The 17663-nt window shown below is 43.5% G+C and carries 15 protein-coding genes; 10 read left to right on the top strand and 5 right to left on the bottom strand.

Going from position 1 to position 17663, the window contains the following annotated elements; translation table 11 throughout:
* Positions 1 to 200 precede the first annotated feature (200 nt).
* Positions 201 to 2054, bottom strand: coding sequence for a vWA domain-containing protein (locus WJR50_RS27120; protein ID WP_341296456.1), 1854 nt, complete (start codon positions 2052 to 2054; stop codon positions 201 to 203).
* Positions 2055 to 2239: 185 nt separating this feature from the next.
* Here WJR50_RS27120 and WJR50_RS27115 point away from each other — a divergent pair, with 185 nt between their 5' ends.
* Together WJR50_RS27115 and WJR50_RS27110 are read left to right on the top strand one after the other, a co-directional pair.
* Positions 2240 to 2827, top strand: a complete 588-nt coding sequence (locus WJR50_RS27115; protein ID WP_341296455.1) for an RNA polymerase sigma factor — start codon at positions 2240 to 2242, stop codon at positions 2825 to 2827.
* Positions 2820 to 4151: an energy transducer TonB gene (locus tag WJR50_RS27110; RefSeq protein ID WP_341296454.1), complete on the top strand. Its 1332-nt coding sequence runs from the start codon at positions 2820 to 2822 to the stop codon at positions 4149 to 4151. The genes WJR50_RS27115 and WJR50_RS27110 overlap by 8 nt, the downstream gene beginning before the upstream one ends.
* A 6-nt stretch (positions 4152 to 4157) precedes the next feature.
* Here WJR50_RS27110 and WJR50_RS27105 read toward each other — a convergent pair whose 3' ends face one another.
* Positions 4158 to 5180: a hypothetical protein gene (locus tag WJR50_RS27105; RefSeq protein ID WP_341296453.1), complete on the bottom strand. Its 1023-nt coding sequence runs from the start codon at positions 5178 to 5180 to the stop codon at positions 4158 to 4160.
* Positions 5177 to 6442 (bottom strand): FG-GAP repeat domain-containing protein, encoded by a 1266-nt coding sequence (locus tag WJR50_RS27100; protein WP_341296452.1) that lies wholly within the window; start codon positions 6440 to 6442, stop codon positions 5177 to 5179. The genes WJR50_RS27105 and WJR50_RS27100 overlap by 4 nt, the downstream gene beginning before the upstream one ends.
* A gap of 70 nt (positions 6443 to 6512) precedes the next feature.
* On the opposite strand from WJR50_RS27100, the gene WJR50_RS27095 reads away from it, so the two are divergent.
* The 6 genes from WJR50_RS27095 to WJR50_RS27070 all read left to right on the top strand — a co-directional run bounded on the left by WJR50_RS27095 (position 6513) and on the right by WJR50_RS27070 (position 12700).
* On the top strand, positions 6513 to 7895 hold the full coding sequence (locus tag WJR50_RS27095) for a sigma-54-dependent transcriptional regulator (RefSeq protein WP_341296451.1): 1383 nt from the start codon (positions 6513 to 6515) through the stop codon (positions 7893 to 7895).
* Positions 7896 to 8119: 224 nt separating this feature from the next.
* Entirely contained in the window at positions 8120 to 9787 is a 1668-nt protein-coding gene (locus tag WJR50_RS27090; protein WP_341296450.1) for an alpha-amylase family glycosyl hydrolase, read from the top strand.
* A gap of 67 nt (positions 9788 to 9854) precedes the next feature.
* The gene (locus WJR50_RS27085; RefSeq protein WP_341296449.1) at positions 9855 to 10079 is read left to right on the top strand and encodes a hypothetical protein; all 225 of its coding nucleotides are present in this window, start codon (positions 9855 to 9857) and stop codon (positions 10077 to 10079) included.
* Positions 10080 to 10169: 90 nt separating this feature from the next.
* The gene (locus tag WJR50_RS27080) at positions 10170 to 10397 is read left to right on the top strand and encodes a hypothetical protein (RefSeq protein ID WP_341296448.1); all 228 of its coding nucleotides are present in this window, start codon (positions 10170 to 10172) and stop codon (positions 10395 to 10397) included.
* Between the two features lie 189 nt (positions 10398 to 10586).
* Positions 10587 to 11888, top strand: coding sequence for an SGNH/GDSL hydrolase family protein (locus WJR50_RS27075; RefSeq protein WP_341296447.1), 1302 nt, complete (start codon positions 10587 to 10589; stop codon positions 11886 to 11888).
* Positions 11889 to 12136: 248 nt separating this feature from the next.
* Positions 12137 to 12700: a hypothetical protein gene (locus WJR50_RS27070; RefSeq protein ID WP_341296446.1), complete on the top strand. Its 564-nt coding sequence runs from the start codon at positions 12137 to 12139 to the stop codon at positions 12698 to 12700.
* Positions 12701 to 13055: 355 nt separating this feature from the next.
* Here the strand turns inward: WJR50_RS27070 and WJR50_RS27065 are convergent, their stop codons facing one another.
* Positions 13056 to 13922 (bottom strand): NAD(P)-dependent oxidoreductase, encoded by an 867-nt coding sequence (locus tag WJR50_RS27065; RefSeq protein WP_341296445.1) that lies wholly within the window; start codon positions 13920 to 13922, stop codon positions 13056 to 13058.
* 111 nt (positions 13923 to 14033) lie between these two features.
* Here WJR50_RS27065 and WJR50_RS27060 point away from each other — a divergent pair, with 111 nt between their 5' ends.
* Both WJR50_RS27060 and WJR50_RS27055 read left to right on the top strand, forming a co-directional pair.
* Positions 14034 to 15275 carry a pyridoxal-dependent decarboxylase gene (locus tag WJR50_RS27060; protein ID WP_341296444.1) on the top strand — a complete coding sequence of 414 codons (1242 nt, stop codon included), beginning with the start codon at positions 14034 to 14036 and terminating at the stop codon, positions 15273 to 15275.
* Positions 15276 to 15308: 33 nt separating this feature from the next.
* The gene (locus WJR50_RS27055; protein WP_341296443.1) at positions 15309 to 16322 is read left to right on the top strand and encodes a Kelch repeat-containing protein; all 1014 of its coding nucleotides are present in this window, start codon (positions 15309 to 15311) and stop codon (positions 16320 to 16322) included.
* 63 nt (positions 16323 to 16385) lie between these two features.
* On the opposite strand, the gene WJR50_RS27050 is transcribed toward WJR50_RS27055, so the two are convergent.
* A complete protein-coding gene (locus WJR50_RS27050) occupies positions 16386 to 17510 on the bottom strand; it encodes an SMP-30/gluconolactonase/LRE family protein (protein WP_341296442.1) in 1125 nt (374 codons plus the stop codon).
* Between the last annotated feature and the right edge of the window lie 153 nt (positions 17511 to 17663).

Here is a 17663-nt window from a genome sequence, read left to right as displayed (position 1 = left end):
AATAAAAAATGGGGTACTATTCTGAAAAAATATTTATCAATTCAACTGACAGCTTTATAGGGATGTTGCGATCTGTCTCAAGAATTTTATCAGAAATAGAATGCCCACTTCTATTGGTATCATTTTGTACATATAAACCATGTGGAATGAAAAGAGGGGTTTCCATTTTGCACTGAAAATGGAAACCCCTCATGAATATTTTACTTGCTTGCCATCAGGTTACAGGATTCTACCATGCGGACAAACTCCTGACGATAGCCTTCCTTGTCTTCGCCTCTGGCATCCTGGGCCAGAGTAGCTACGGCATCATACGTCAGGTTTCCTTTGTGTTCTGAATCCCGCAGTAGCATCCCAAATCCTGCGACGGCTGCAGCAAAACGGAAATTATCGCTACTTTTGTCCAGCCTTACCGCACGGTCCATCAGGGGCTGTTCTATCAACTGACTTTTTCTGCCCTTGGGACTTTTGTAACGCAGCTTCAATGTCAGCAACTCATCGGAATTTCGGGCACCAGCTTTAATTTTCTGCTCCTGGTATTTCAGTGGATCTATGGAAGATACTTCTTCTTCACTATCGGCAGGAATGATCTCATACATGGCGGTTACTGTATGGCCGGAACCCAGTTCACCGGCGTCTTTCTTGTCATTGTTGAAGTCTTCATTCTTAAGCGCACGGTTTTCGTAGCCGATCAGGCGATAGGCTTTTACCTTGGTGGGAATAAATTCTACCTGCAACTTTACATCTTTGGCGATGGTGAACAGCGTGCCGCCAAATTCACTGACCAGCACCTTCTTGGCTTCCTGAATATTGTCAATATAGGCATAGTTACCATTGCCTTTATCCGCCAGGATCTCCATTTTAGAATCTTTGTAGTTGCCCATCCCAAAGCCCAGCACGGTCAGGAATACGCCATCTTCACGCTTCTGCTCAATAAGCCTTTCCATCCCGGCATCGCTAGATTCGCCCACATTAAAATCTCCGTCGGTAGCCAGGATGACCCGGTTGTTGCCTTCTTCCTGAAAGTGTTCTTTGGCAATTTTATAAGCCAGGTTGATGCCTGCACCTCCGGCAGTAGAGCCGCCTGCCTGCAACTGCTCCAGTGCCTGCATGATCTTTTCTTTCTCACTGGCAGGAGTAGAGGGCAGCACCATTCCGGCAGCCCCAGCATACACCACGATGGCTACCCTGTCTTCGGGGCGCATTTGGTTGACCAGCATATGGAAAGCACTTTTGAGAAGAGGCAGTTTGTTTGGGGCATCCATGGAGCCGGATACATCTATCAGGAATACCAGGTTGGAAGGAGGCAGGTCTTCGGTAGGAATCTCTTTGCCCTCCAAACCAATGTGCACCAACTGATGGTCCTCATTCCAGGGACAGGCAGAGAGTTCGGTCGCAATGGCAAAAGGCGTATCATCGCTGGGCTGGGCATAGTCGTAGGTAAAATAGTTCACCATTTCTTCTATGCGCACCGCATCTTTGGGAGGCATCTGTCCCTGATCTATGAATCGGCGGATATTGCTGTATGAGGCAGCATCCACATCAATAGAAAAAGTGGAAAGGGCGTTGTTTTTTACCTCAAGAAAATCATTTTCATGAATAGTTGCATAATTTTCCGTATTGTGCCGAGGTAAGGCTTCATCCTGAGGAGCGTAAAAAGAGGGTGCATATTCTGCTTCCGCCATACTTACACTATGGTTCATCTTAGCACGACGCGTTCTTCCGTAACCAGTTACTACCACTTCCGACAGCGACTGTATATCAGTCTTTAGTTTTACATTGATTTCTTGACGCTGCTTGATTTTCACTTCTTCAGTGGCAAAGCCAATAACGGTAAAAACCAATGTTTCCTGACCGCTAGTAATTTCCAACTCGTATTTACCATCTGGATCAGTAATCGTACCTGTATTGGTACCTTTGACCAGCACATAGACACCCGGCAGTGGGTTGGCATCATCAGCAGAGGTGACGGTTCCGCTGACAGTATAGGAGGAGGTAAGCGGATGAACAAAGCCCATCAGGGTAAGCGTTGCGAATATAAAAATATACTTTTTCATAATTTTAATTGTTTTATAAGAAGATGTCGGGATAAGGGAGATTCCATAAATAGAGAGGAAAAATTTTTTTTTCAGCATGATTTATGGAAAATGAAGGGAGACTGCATCTTACTACTGAAACTGACCAAAGAAGTAGTCTTGGTTCAGTAAGAGAATTATGACTACTGCAAATAGCGCTGCTGTTTATGTTTTTAAAAAGACTTACTTCACGTGTACCTCCGGATGACGCTAGTTTGCTGCGAAAGTATGCAAGCACGGGTGATTTGGTGTACCTGGGCGATTTGTACCATCGCTATACCCACCTGGTATATGGAGTATGTCTGAAATATCTTAAAGATGAAGAAGCCAGTAAGGATGCGGTGATGCAGATTTTTGAGAAGCTTACAATAAGTCTGAAAGAGACTCAGGTGAAGGAATTTAAAAACTGGTTGTATACCGTAAGCAAAAATCATTGCCTGATGCAGTTAAGAGCGCAGCAAAGGCATATACTGGAGCGCTTTGATCATTTGCATGAAAATGGACATGGCTCAAATTCAGAAGCATTGATAGAAAAAAGTGCGGAAGAGTTTGCCGTTGACCGTTGGAGTTTGATAGAGAAAGGTCTGCCTACCTTGCCGGAGGAACAACAGCAATGTATTCGCCTGTTTTATCTGGAACAGAAATCTTATCAGGAAGTGGCGGCTTTGACCGGCTTTGAGATGAAGACGGTGAAAAGTCATTTGCAGAATGGTAAACGTAATCTGAAAATTTTTGTAGAGAAGAACCATGAGTAAGCTGCATCACGATAGCGACCAACTGAGGGTAGAACTGATGAAAAAATTCAGGGATGGGACTTTGTCTGCTGAAGAAGAAGCCTATTTGGAGGCTTTGAAAGCACAAGATCCTTTTGTAGCCGATGCGTTGGAGGGAACATCTGTGCTGAAAGATGGAGAACGTTTTGGGCATGGGGTTGATGAGTTACAGGCCCGCATTCTGGAAAGGACGAAAGCTGCCAAAAGACAAAAGATTTACTGGTTGCCTATTGCGGCTTCTGTTGCATTGCTCATCGGAACATTTTATGCTGTTTATACTGTGCTTTTGCCAGCAGATACCCCTAGCCTGAGCAGTCAGGAAACCATACCTACGACTAATGCCCCTGAAGAGAGTACTAAGATGGAACAAGAGCTTACTCCGATTAGTCTGTTACCACCTGAGGGTTTGGAGGACTCCCAACAGCTTCAAGATGAAGAATTGCCCCAGACTTTGGCTTTAGTACCTTCAGAAACGTCAGCATTTTCAGCGGAAAACTCAGTTGAAGATTCCTTTAACGCTTCTACTGCCTCTGATTCTGGGATGGACAATGTTTCCCAAACTTTGTCAGAAGTTGAATCTAAAGCGTTTGATGAGAATTTTACCTTATCCGGTAGAGCTAAGACTAATGACGAATATAGTAAAGGCGAAGCTCTTACTAACCAGATCAGAAGTTCTAAAAAGCTTTCATCCGCAGCTCCTCAAATTACTCAGGAAGGCTGGAAAACGGTCAGTGGGAGAGTTATAGACCAGGAGAGTAAAGATCCAATTCCCGGCGTAAATGTGCTGGTAAAAGAAACTACAGTTGGAAGCATTACGGATGTAGAAGGGCGCTTTGTTATAGATTTACCTAAGGATAATAATAATCTGGTTATTTCATCAATTGGTTATCAAACTACCGAAGTAAATGTTGATCAACAGGATAGTGTAGCAGTAGCCTTAGCGCATGACATACAATCATTGAGTGAAGTGGTAACGATGGGGTATGGCAGTGAAAGAAGCAGAGATGAAGTCGTCGTCACTTCAGCCAAACCTTTGAACGGGATGCGAGCTTATAGAAAATATCTGAATGAAAATCAAAAGTATCCAGACGAATGGAAAGAGGGAGATAAAGCGGTAGTCAAACTCTCCTTCACAGTATTTCCGGATGGAAAACTAAGTGATATTATGGTGGAGCAAAGCGCAGGAGATTGGCTGGATCAGGAAGCGATCCGGCTGATCCAGGATGGCCCTGATTGGGAACCTGCTACTCGCAACGGAGAAGCCATTGCTCAGGAAGTGAAGCTGAGGGTAAGATTCAAAAAGTGAGCCTGCTTATGGAACGGGTACAACTTCTATATCACCAAAAGTAACATCAGTATTGTGGGCGATGATCAAAGCGCTACCGGATGTTATGTTATTTTCAGCAACTTCTTCAGCTACAAAATCCCAGCCCGAAGGCTCAGGTCGTTTGGCTTCCCAAAGTTTTACACTGTAGCGAGTGGTGCTATCATTGATGCTGATTACCTGATGTATCATCCTGTATTTTGTATCCAGTTGGATGCTGCGCAGACTGCTGCTGTCTTCAGCATATAAATTTTCTCCATCAAAAATGCGCCATCGGCAACTATCCAACTGTGTGCTAAGTCTGAATTCTGAAGTAGCCCCTAATGGATACCATTTGACATGGGGTTGATGCTCATCCAGGTCGTGGCCCGGCCATCGGCTGGCAATGGCAGCATGGCTCACCCCAAAAGTTGGAGGACCTTCCCGAGGTGGCGTAAAATCATGAAATATCACCGAAGTACTGACTTCATAATTTTGCCAACTGTTGCCACCAATCGCAATTACTCTATCATAATAAGGTTCTTCGGTGCGTATTCCCTCTGTGGTGAGCTTCCATTTGCCATCTACAATTAGCGCTACATCCTGTATGTTTGCTACACTGTCCCAATGGATGCGGTAAGGCAGTGCCCAGTTTTGCCTGGGATGAAGAAACAGACTTATATTAGTAGATGACTGATTACCCAGGCTGTCAGTAACCAAAATAGTAAGCTGATTTTCTCCCTGTTGCAACGAATCTACATGAATGTCCAGGTTGAAGTCTCCCTGGCGAGCCAGCCTGCGCCCATCTGCACCCATACTAAAAAAGTGATCTTTTCCTCCATTGATTTGATAAACGGATTGAGCAATGCCTTGATCACTATTTACATTTCCCAGTATATTGATCCACGGTTGGGGGTAGCCCAGCTTACCAAAATGCTGCTCTTCACCATACCATACTGTGATCCTAGGTTTTTGGGAATCGCTTTGGCAGGAAATAAGTATAATTGACAGAATACAGAAAAACCTCTTCATGGTGCACCTTCGTTGATCCATATGTCCAGGCGTGGGGCTTTCCAGGTATAGGGTTTGCCTAACACATCATAGTCGCCATCGCCATCCAGGTCAACCATTCTGCCCTCATGCACACCAAAGCCTGTTGCAATCAATTCTTCCTGAAAATTACCTTTTCCGTCGCCCAGCAATACTCTGGTTTTGGCGTCGGGGTTTTCTTCACCAAAGCGCATTTCTGCGGTAAAAATATCGGGATGCCCATCCTGATTAAAGTCCACTACCTGTAGAGTATGCCCATTATCTACTTCTTCAATAATGCTTTTCCTTGTCCAGGTGCCTTTCTGCCATTCGTAGAGCATCATGGGTGCTACACCATCGCCAACTACTAAAATGACTTCCGGTCTCCCTCCTTCAATAAACTGCCCTGCAGCTGCACGGGTAAAAGTATAACTGGCATCAATGATATTTTCATGGTAGCCATCATCAGAAAAAGTGAAATATCTTCCTCCACCGATGATATCTTCAATCCCATCCTGGTTAATATCAGCTTTGGCCAGCCCTTCATGTTCGTGTGTAGCTTTCCAGGCAGGATAACCCTCCTGGCCCAGCTGCTCCATTTCACTATCAGTGCTATAGGTATAGATCTTTTGGAGTGGCCACTCTTCAGCCGTTTTTGGGTTAGAAGGAATTTCTGCCAGAAAAAGCGTTTGTGACTGCTGGTTCCAAAATACCAATTCCTGCAATCCGTCACCGTCAAAATCTCCGAAAAGCTGGTCATGATGTTTATTCTTTCCGGACTTTTTGATGGTGTAGCGCTTCCAGCTTTGACTAAAATCAGGGTAGGGGTTTTCCCACCACCAGACTTCATTGCTGCGACTTTCACCTCCAAAGACAATATCCAGGTCACCATCTCCATCAATGTCCAGATGAGCGGAACCAGCTTCAATGCGAAGCGCTTCATCTTCTATTATACTTCTTTCCCAACGATCACCCTGCTTTTTGTACCAGACCACCGAAGGGGCCTGAGTTCTTTCTGTGATGACAAAGTCTTGAATTCCATCCATATCCAGATCACATACCAGCGAAGCGGTTTGCTGATTGCCAGTATTGGGAGGGGCTAAATCACCTGTTTCGGTAGAATAGTGTTTCCAGGAAGTGGGATTTACTGTAGTAATTTGCTCCGGAAGATTGGTCGTAGGGTGTAAAATCCTGAAAGAATAAAAAGTAAATGAAATGGATACGGTCAATACAATCAGTAGAAAAAATAAGGTTCTGGTATTCATGCGTAGTAGAAGTAGGTGTTTTACTAAAGCTAACCATTGTATCATATTGGAACAAATTCTACCTTCAGCCATGGAAAAAAAAGAAGGCAAAATTCTTATCATAGACGATGATCAGGCGGTGCTGTACACCGCTAAAATGATTCTGAAACAAGTCTTCACCCAAGTCAGAACAGAAAGCCATCCTTCTCAGGTAATGCCTCTGCTGGAAAAGGAACATTTTGATGTGATATTGCTGGACATGAATTTTGCCCAGGGAAAAACCAGTGGGCAGGAAGGACTCTTCTGGATTAAGGAGATGCTAAAAGTTGATGAAGAAGCACAGATTGTGGTCACCACTGCCTATGGAGATATAGATTTAGCGGTTAATGCTATGAAAGATGGAGCCGTGGATTTTCTGACCAAGCCCTGGGAAAAGGAAAAGCTTGCGGCCACGATAGTTTCTCACTACCACAGACATCGTTCGGAGCAGGAAGTCAGCCAACTGAAGCATCGTGAACAGGCACTGAGTCAGGATCTGGAAAGCTCTTTTCAGGAGATCATAAGCCAATCAGCCGCAATGGACAAGGTATTTGATACCATCAAAAAAGTATCAGCCACAGATGCCAATGTTCTGATCCTGGGAGAAAACGGAACAGGCAAAGAACTGGTAGCCAGAGCTATTCATCGCGCATCCCCGAGAGCATCTCAGCCATTTATCAAAGTGGATTTGGGTGCAGTGACAGAAACGCTGTTTGAATCTGAGTTATTCGGCCATGCCAAGGGAGCATTTACCGGGGCGGTAGAGGATAGAGCCGGGAGGTTTGAAATTGCTACCGGAGGTACCTTGTTCTTAGATGAGATCGGTAATCTTTCATTAGCGCTGCAAGCCAAACTGTTGACAGCCATACAGAGTAAACAAATCGTTAGGGTAGGAACAAATAGACCTTTGCACATTGACGTGAGACTCATATGTGCGACCAATATGCAATTGTATGAGATGGCCAGCCATGACCAGCCTGGCTTTCGTCAGGATTTACTTTATCGTATCAACACAGTTGAAATTCAACTTCCTCCCCTGCGCAAAAGGCAGGAAGATATTGCCGTTTTGGCTCATCATTTCCTTGAACAGTTTGGAAAAAAGTACCAAAAACCTAAGTTGAGAATCAGCGAACGTACTATGAAGCATTTGCAAAAATATCCCTGGCCGGGTAATGTGCGTGAACTACAACATGCGGTGGAGCGGGCAGTCATTATGAGCGATTCTGTCACGCTGGATACCGATGATTTTCTGATGTCTAAAAAAAGGCAAACGCCCAATGATACTGTGCAATCATCTTATAATCTGGAAGATGTGGAAAAGCAGACGATATCAGAAGTGATACGAAAACACAGCGGAAACCTCAGTCAGGCTTCCAGGGAGTTGGGTATGGGTAGAAGTACGCTTTACCGAAAAATGAAGAAGTATGGACTTTAGAAAAGTTTTATTTTTCTTAGTGTTAAGTAAGTGACACTATTAGTAGCAAGATACTCGCTTCAGTTTCTAACTGAAGTTGACAAATAAAGCAAAGTCTCAGACTTTGCCCTATTCATGATTTCAGTCTTGAAGACTGAAACCAGTTTTTAGTTTACTGTAAACAAGTCTTCATACTTAAAGTGTTTCAAACTATAACGCTACTACACCCTAACAACCCGACAAAAATGAAAGGCTACCTTCTATTACTCTGCTTTCTGTTCTTGCTGATTCAATGCAATCCCCCTGAACAGGAAAACGACTCTTCTGATGAAACAGTCGTTGATACTCCCTTTGACTGGAGAAATGCCACGGTTTATTTTCTGTTGACTGACCGTTTTAATAACGGAAACTCAGCCAATGATGTCAATTTTGAACGCACCCGAGACGCTGCCAAACTAAGGGACTTTCAGGGAGGCGATATTGTGGGCATTACCCAAAAAATAGAGGAAGGCTATTTTGATAGTCTGGGCGTTAACGCGATCTGGTTTACTCCCGTTGTTGAGCAAATCCATGGAGCTACCGATGAAGGAACCGGTCTCACCTATGCCTATCATGGATACTGGGCCCAAGACTGGACTACGCTTGATCCTAATTTCGGTACGATGGACGAACTCAAAGCATTGGTAGATACAGCCCATGAACATGGCATAAGGGTACTGCTGGATGTAGTGGCTAACCATACTGGTCCGGTAACCGACATTGACCCTCAGTGGCCTGATGCCTGGGTAAGGGTAGATCCTACCTGTACGTACCAGGGCTATGAATCTACTGTAGAATGTACGCTGGTAGAAAATCTGCCCGATATCCATACCGAAAAAGAGGAAGCAGTGGATTTACCCCCTTCTTTGTTAGAAAAGTGGCAGACCGAAGGACGATATGATGAGGAAATGCAGGAGTTAGAGGAATTTTTTGCAAGAACCGGATACCCCAGAGCGCCCAAATATTACCTCATCAAATGGCTAACTGACTATGTGCGTGAACTGGGCGTAGATGGATTCCGGGTAGATACTGCCAAGCATACCGATGCTGAGATCTGGGCAGAACTCAAAGCACAGGCATTGGCCGCACTACAAGCATGGAAAGAAGAAAATCCTGATAAACGTATGGATGAGGCACCTTTCTGGATGGTGGGAGAGGTCTACAACTACAGTGCAGCCGCTGGTCAGCCTTATGATTATGGAGATACTACGGTTAACTTTTTTGATTATGGTTTTGAATCCCTGATCAACTTTGATTTTAAATATGATGCTGAAAAAGACTACGAAGCTATATTCAGTAAGTATGATAGCCTGCTGCACGATGGCGCATTAGAGGGGGTCAATGTACTCAATTATCTCAGTTCTCATGATGACGGATCACCCTACGATCCGTACCGAAAAAAAAGTGAGGAAGCCGCAACTAAGTTATTACTGAGCCAGGGCGCTGCACAGATTTATTATGGTGATGAATCTGATCGTTCATTAGTGATTGAAGGCACACAAGGAGATGCTACCCTTCGTTCATTCATGAATTGGGAAGCGATTGCACAGACTGATAGCGTGCAGCAGGTTCTACAGCACTGGAATAAGCTGGGAACATTCAGAAAGCGTCATGTAGCGGTGGGAGCCGGACAACATCAGCAACTGACAGATAATCCCTATACATTTGCAAGAACTTATGAAGAAGCTGACTATTCAGATAAAGTAGTGGTTGCGCTGGACGCGCCAACCGGAACTAAAGAAATCTCAGTCGCTGGTATATTTGAAGATAATACACCCTTAAGAGATGCATATTCAGGTCAGGAAGCAGTGGTAGAAAATGGAAAAGTCAACATTAATTCGCCATACACCTATGTACTTTTGGAAGAGTACTAAACTGCCGGAAAAATCTATATCCACATAAAATCGTTAACTTTATAAAAAACAAAATATGTAGTTGAGTATGGCCAAAATAACAACACGAGAAAAGCTAAAACAAGAATTAGAACATATTCCAGATGATCTGTTGGGAGAATTACATGAGTATATGAAGTATCTTCAGTATAAAAAAAATCAAGCAAGTTCCCCAGTGGATACAGCTTCTATGGAAACAGCCTATGCCAGTGAAGAAGTACTAGGAAAAGATTGGAACAGTCCCGAAGAAGAACAGGCATGGCAAGATTTATAAAAGGTGATGTTGTCGTTCTTCCTTTTCCCTTCTCAGATTTATCTGCCACCAAAAAACGGACGGCGCTTGTACTGGCTAACCTACCGGGAAATGACATTATTTTTATGCCAGATCACTAGTCAGCAAACAAAAGATGCCTATGCCATCAACCTAATGGATAGCGATATGGTAAATGGTAGTTTAAAGAAAGTCAGTAATATTCGTCCCAATAGGATATTTACCGCGTATGAGCATATTGTTCTTTACAAGATAGGCAGTATCCACGCTAATAAGTTACAGCAAGTCCGAGACAAGATTATAGAACTGTTAGATCAGTAATCAGATGCTCAGGCACAGCAATTCAAATTTGTAAGAGAGCAGTTTTTTTTATCTGAATCATTATCTAAATGTAGATCAACCACGCCATGATCTAACTTCAAGCCGGTTTGTATTTCCATAAATAGTATTTTTACCCTTGCTATCTATCTACTAAATTCAGCATTTACTTTTCTGCCTAATCTCAATTTCATGAACAGAAGAACTTTTCTCAGTCAGAGTAGCATGGGAGCATTATCCATAAGTTCACTAACTCCCTGGGCTGCGCTTACTTCTAAAGACAAGATTAAAGCTTTATCACCTATCCTTAACGATGAGCCGAAGAAAATCCTCTTCCTGGGCGATAGTATTACGCAAGCCGGAGATTATATCAATTTCTTTGAGTGCCAGCTGCGCATCGCTCAGCCTGAGACTTCTTTTGAGGTTCTGAACCTGGGATTGGGAAGTGAAACCATATCAGGTTTGTCGGAAGAAAATCATCCCTATCCGCGTCCCTACCTGCACAACAGGCTGGACAAGGTACTGGATTACATCCAGCCAGATCTGATCTTTGCCTGTTACGGCATCAATTGTGGAATTTACCACCCTTTAAACAACGATAGATTTGAGGCTTACCAGGAGGGGATTGTTAAGTTAATGGAAAAAGCTAGTCAGATCAAGGCCGAACTGATCCTGCTTACGCCACCTCCCTACGCTGCCCCTGTTCAGGACTGGGATAAAGCGCGTGAAGATCAGCAACGTAATGATTACAGCTATGCAAAACCCTATGCTGCCTATGATGATGTGATGCGCAGCTATGCGGAGTGGGTGATGAGTATACAAGAAGTGCAAACCATTGATATCCAGACTCCTATGCGGAGGTTTAAGGATATTTGCTACGGAAAAGATGTCATTCATCCTAACCAATTGGGCCATCAGCTGATGGCACTTACCATCATCGCAGATTATAAGAACATCAAACCTGAAATACAGGATCAGCATTGGAAATGGTCTGCAGCAGAGGAGATGAATAAAAAAGATCTGGAGAAAGCAGCAACAACAAAAACGTTTACCACCCAGTCTCCGGAAATCAACCATACAGTTTTATCTGCTGACGATGATTATAACCAATTGATTGATCAGGCTTACAGTTTCAAAAGTCACATGACTGATTGTCCTGAAGCTACATACCAATTCTACAATGAGAATATTTATGTAGGGCAGTTCAACAGCCAGCAATTAGCGCAGGGCATTAATTTTGGCCCCTTATCCGATGAGTTGCAATACCAGCACCTATCATTCGCCAAGAAAGCCCATCAGCTGTATGAGTTAATTGCCGCCAAAAGGCAGATTTATGACTATGCCTTGTTACAACATATCGGGCACCAACGTCCGATGAATCGTGAAGGTATCCCAATTACTATCGCTGAAGAGAAGAAGAAAGCCCTGGAAGCGGAAATGTACAAACGCTTGGAATCATCTGTTTGGGAGTTGGAGGTGATTCAGCTTCCCTGAGCAAATCTTAAGATGAAAGTATAGCATACTGCTTTTGTCTTATTCAGCTTTCTGAAAAACAAAACCAGCGGAAAGTTAACCCTGGAATACAATGGCTGGTAAGTTTTTTTGAGTTAAAACATTCACCTGAACAATTTACTTAGGGTTAGCAATTTCATTGCAAGCCAGCCAAAATATGCGGTTGGATTTGGTATAGGAATGGTATGCGTACTACATATGGAACAACAGTATAACATAATCCCAACCCTATGGCTCAGGTAAAAAACAACATCATCACCGACGGTTTAAGCGGAAGTATTGGCAGACAAATCGTTTTTCGTCAGTTGGGGGGTAAGACCATCGTATCGGCCATGCCCAATATGCCGGAAGAACGTTCGGAAGCCCAGAAAAAACAATCTGCCAGGTTTCGTGAGGCAGTAAAATACGCGCAACACGTGCTGGACGATCCCGCATTGCTGGCCACTTATGCAGTCAAAACTCAGAGTAACAAAAGTCCCTATTGCCAGGCCATAGCGGACTATCTCAATCTACCCGTAATAGTAGCGGTAAAGCTTGATGCTTTTGAAAAGAAAGCAGGAAACAGGCTGTGGATTCAGGCTACTGATGACCACCTAATCACCAAAGTGCACTGTTTATTTTGTGAGGCAGATGGTAGTTTGCTGGAACAAGGTTTGGCCGATCTGGATGAGTATGAAAACGAATGGGTTTATACCTTAAAATATACTCATACCCATCATCAGGAGCTACGCCTGGTCGTTCGCATCACTGACCTGCCCGGAAACAGCATTGTAAGAGAAGAGTTGATCCGCTGAAAATGCTAAAAAACCTTCTCTAACCTTACTTACTGCAAATCAACTGAGTATAAAGCATTTTTGGCCTAATCAGCATTTACTTTTGTCTAGCCATTGAGGTTGATGGCTGAGGAATAATCTATGAATAGTACAAAAACGTAATTAAGGCATTTCATGGAGATAAAACGAAGGATCTACGGAGGATCTACGGACTCACCATAGACCCACATTATAGGAAATATACAATAAAGCGCCCGCTTAGCTAAACCGAATGTGCATAGTTTCAGCTTTAAAGCGGTTTACCAGAAAGTTTATCTGAAGTAATTGGCGCTTGAATGCCAGGCCAGAAACATTACATACTCTGCCCCTTTTTCTATTACTGATTCAACTTTCTCAGATAGGCATAAATGGCTGAGAAATCCTGCTCACCTGCTTCCTTTTCTGCCGAAGCATAAAGAGCTTTTACCGTATCGCTTATTTGATGAGGTGCTTGGTACTCTTCAGCAGTTTGGGTAACCAGCCGCATATCTTTATGCATCCACTTGAGGGGAAATTCAGTGTCAAATTGTTGCTTGAGTAGTTGATCTTTTTTCATTTTCAGAAACGGAGCCGTCACTGGTGCCTCCAGCAATGTATGGATCATATTTTCACGATCAAGGCCTATTTTCTCTCCCAGCGCAGTGGCCTCAGCAAAGGCTGCCATAGCATTGCCCAATAGTGCGTTGATAATCATTTTCATAGAAGTGCCCAAACCGTGTCCACCAAGATGGGTGACCTTTTTTCCCATCAGTTCCAAAAGTGGAATAGCTTCCTCCACATCCTGTTCATCTCCGCCTACCAGTATATTGAGTTCTCCTTTCTCAGCCGGTACTTTGCTACCTGCCACCGGGGCGTCAATAAAACGGATGTGGTGCCTACTGGCCTCTTCAGCCATTTCTCTGGAGAAGCTGGGGTTTACCGTACTGCAATCCACCCAAAGCATGCCTTCGTGCATATTGGCTAAGAAGCCTTTATCACCCAGTGCCATCTTTTTAACAACCTCAGGGCTGGCAAGCATGGTAAAAAGCATCTCCACTTTATTGGCTACTTCAGCCGGACTATCATAGAATTTGGCACCCTGTTCTATCAGAGGTTTTGCCTTTTCCTTCGTACGGTTGTGGAGGTGCAGTACATGACCATCTTTGATGAGATTAGAAGCCATATGCTGCCCCATAATGCCTAAACCTATAAATCCTACGTTCATATGCTTTAGTTTTAAGTGAAATCAATATCTTTTGAACTCAGGCATTTGGGGACTGTTTGTTTTTTTCCGAGATTTCAGCAAGCAGATTTTTTTAGCGATAAACAGATGATCATGCACTGGGAAAAGTACCCTCACAAAAAGATAAAACAGACCGTCTTAGACGCGCTGAAAAAGAATCTTGACTATCGTACTGAGGATGTATTGGGTTTACCCGCTACATATCTGGACCCTGAAGTATTCTATCAGGATGCTCCTTTCCTCAAAGATGCCCCCTACATGCAGACCATGATAGCCAATCCTAACCATATTGGCTGTCATACGCTGGGAGAAGCTGAGCCTGCCTTTTCTGGTACTCAGGCGATTGAAAAAGAGCTGATTGATATTTGCGCTACCCAGATCTTTTCAGCAGAAGAAAAGAGCTATGATGGCTATGTCGCCTCCGGGGGTACCGAAGCCAATATTGAATCTTTATGGGTACACCGTAATCTTTATATGCGGGACTACAACGCCCGGCTGGATGAAATAGCAGTGATCTACTCTGAGGATACGCACTATTCTATCCCCAAAGGGGCTAATCTGCTGCAGCTGAAGTCGGTAATATTACCCGTGGAGAAAAATAGCAGAGAGATTGAGTTTGCAGCGATGAAAAGGATAGTAGCCGAAGTCCAGGCGGAAGGGTACAAGTATTTTATCTTGATCATGAATATGTCTACTACCATGTTTGGCTCAGTAGATGATGTAGATCAGGCGATGGAGGTAATGGATGCCTTGCACTGTGATTACCGAATTCATGTAGACGGGGCTTATGGTGGGTTTATCTATCCTTTTACATGCAGCAATGAATCCCTCACCTTTCAGAACTCTAAAATCAATTCCTTTTCTATTGATGCCCATAAACTGGTTCAGTCACCCTACGGCACAGGAATTTGCCTCTTACGAAAAGCCCTGATAGAATACGCCCTTACGGAAGAAGCGCAATATGTCAAAGGAAAGGATTATACCTTAGTGGGCAGCCGTTCGGGTGCCAACGCGATTGCGGTCTGGATGATATTGCGTACGTATGGCTCGGAAGGCTGGAAAGCAAAAATCCTTAAACTGATAGATCGTACGGACCGCCTTTGTGAAAACCTGAGTGAAAGAGGAATCCGCTTTTTTAGAAATCCGGCGATGAATATTGTATCCATCCGGGCGGAAGATATTCCATCGACTTTAGCCAGACAGTTTCTTCTGGTTCCTGATACCCATGAAACTCAGCCTAGCTGGTTAAAAATTGTGGTGATGGAGCATGTTACTCAGGGTAAAATTGATAAATTTCTATTCGCTTTAGATGGCTGGAAAGAGAAACAAAGCTAAATTGCAAATCAGTATACAACTAAAATCTATCTTATGAATAAATTACTAATCGTATTCATCTTATTTGTATTTGCTTGTCAGTCTAATAACGAAGAAGAAACTGACACTACCGCACAGCAGGAGACTAATACAGAAGAAGAACAGCAGGCCTGGTCAACCGTAAACGCCGAGAATGAACCTACCGCCCGCCATGAAAATGCTTTTACTGAAGTAGACGGTAAATTCTATCTGGTAGGAGGTCGGGGTGAAAGACCTGTAGATATCTATGATCCTGAAAACAATCGGTGGTCTAAGGGTCAAACACCACCCCTGGAGATGCACCATTTTCAAGCCGTTTCCTATGATGGCAAATTATATGTGATGGGAGCACTGACTGGTGGCTTTCCTGATGAAAAACCCATTCCTAACATCTATATCTACGATCCGGCTACCGATGAATGGACCAAGGGGCCCGAAATCCCTGAGGACAGAAGGAGAGGAGCTGCGGGTGCCTTTGCTTATAATGATAAGCTCTATTTAGTAGATGGTATACAGAATGGCCATACCGATGGATACGTCAACTGGCTGGATGAATATGATCCTGCTACTGATACCTGGACTACTTTGCCAGATGCTCCTCACCAGAGAGATCACGTGCAGGCTGTAGTTGCTGATAATAAGATATTCGTTGCGGGGGGAAGAACCACTTCTGCTGCTACCGGACAAACCATGGAATTGACAGTACCTGAAGTAGATGTCTATGATTTTGACTCTGGAAAATGGTCTACCTGGGAAAATAATATTCCGACTGAAAGGGCTGGTACTGCTTCGGTTAATATTGGAGACCAGGTAATTGTCATTGGTGGTGAAAGTGGAGCTATGGAGCCTGCTCATCATCACGTAGAAGCATTGAATATCAATACCGGAGAATGGGATTCATTACCTTCTTTGAATCAGGGACGACACGGAACACAGGCTTTTGTCTTCAACGATAAAATCTACATAGCTGCCGGAAGTGGTAACCGGGGTGGTGGGCCAGAACTGACCAGCATGGAAGTTTACGAATAATTATAAACATAAAAGAGGCTGTCTCAGAAACGAGACAGCCTCCTTCACCAAGTAAACATTTATTTAAGGAGTATTTTTCCAGACCCGGCCTGGGTTTTCCACCTGAAAAGATTCAATACAGCCTCTGTCCTGCAAGGTTACGTAGCAGGTACGTCCGTCAGGTCCACCAAAAGCAATGTTGGAAGGTAGCTCCCCTTGCATAAAGATCTCGTCTAAAATCTCCCCATCAGGTGAAACAATAGCCACGGTACCTTTGCCATGTCGGGTAATGTACAAGTTGCCTTCTACATCCGTACGCATGCCATCCATGCCAAAATCGGGAAATTCGGTTAGTAGACGTTTATTGCTGATTTCACCTTCAGGGCTTAAATCATATACCCAGACTTTACGTTGTACACTTTCATTGACATACAATTTGGACTGATCAGGACTTACCTCGATTCCATTGGTGGTACCCATATTTTCTTCCAGCAAATCAACTGAGCCATCCGTATTGATACGCCAGAGATTTCCGGTATTTTCTGACCAATTGGGGTCACTGGCAAACACAATGTCATTGTCCATGATCGCGATATCATTGGGCTGGTTCATGTTAGCTTCATGTGCATAAACGCTGATGCTCTGATCCTGCATATTTACTTTGAGAATGTTGTGCTGAGGATAATCAGCAATGAGCATTTCACCCTTACTATTAAAACGTATACCATTGCCGATACTTCCTTCAGGAAGTCTGACAAATAAAGAAGCTTCTCCGTCAGGACTTACTTTTCCGATAGTACCCTGTTCCTGAAAATTAACAGCATACACATTTCCATTAGTATCAACCGCCGGGCCTTCAATACCACGCGTGAAGCTACCTGCTTCAGTAAGATCATCTGTATCACGCTCCGTACTATCTTCACCAGATGGTTCTACGATAATTTTTACGCTATCTAACAATTGATTGTTGGCACTTATCAACATTCTGACAAAAGTTTCACCTGCATTTACTCCTTTCACCAGCCCTTCTTCATCTACCACAGCTACCATTGTGTTGACTGATTGCCAGCTTAGATCTTCTTTATCAACGGCACCGAGTACGGTTATTTTTTTCTCTTCCCCTTTTTTCAAAGTATAAATCCTCTCATTTATTTTAACCCTTTGACAATTTGCTAGAACAAGTAAAAGAATGATAAATCTAATTTTCATCGTATTAAGAAGTATTTAATGCTAGGTTTTACAATTCATATTGATACGGAAAAGTACATGATTTATGCTAAAATACCATAGTACCCACAAGGATTACATCCTCAATATTTGAGTTTAAAGTATAGTCGCCATGAAGCTAAATCTGAGCATTTT

Origin of the sequence: Catalinimonas locisalis, assembly GCF_038039535.1 — a bacterium.
GTDB lineage: Bacteria > Bacteroidota > Bacteroidia > Cytophagales > Cyclobacteriaceae > Catalinimonas.
The sequence above is the reverse complement of the archived record's forward strand: the minus strand, read 5'-3'. Positions and strand labels throughout refer to the sequence as shown.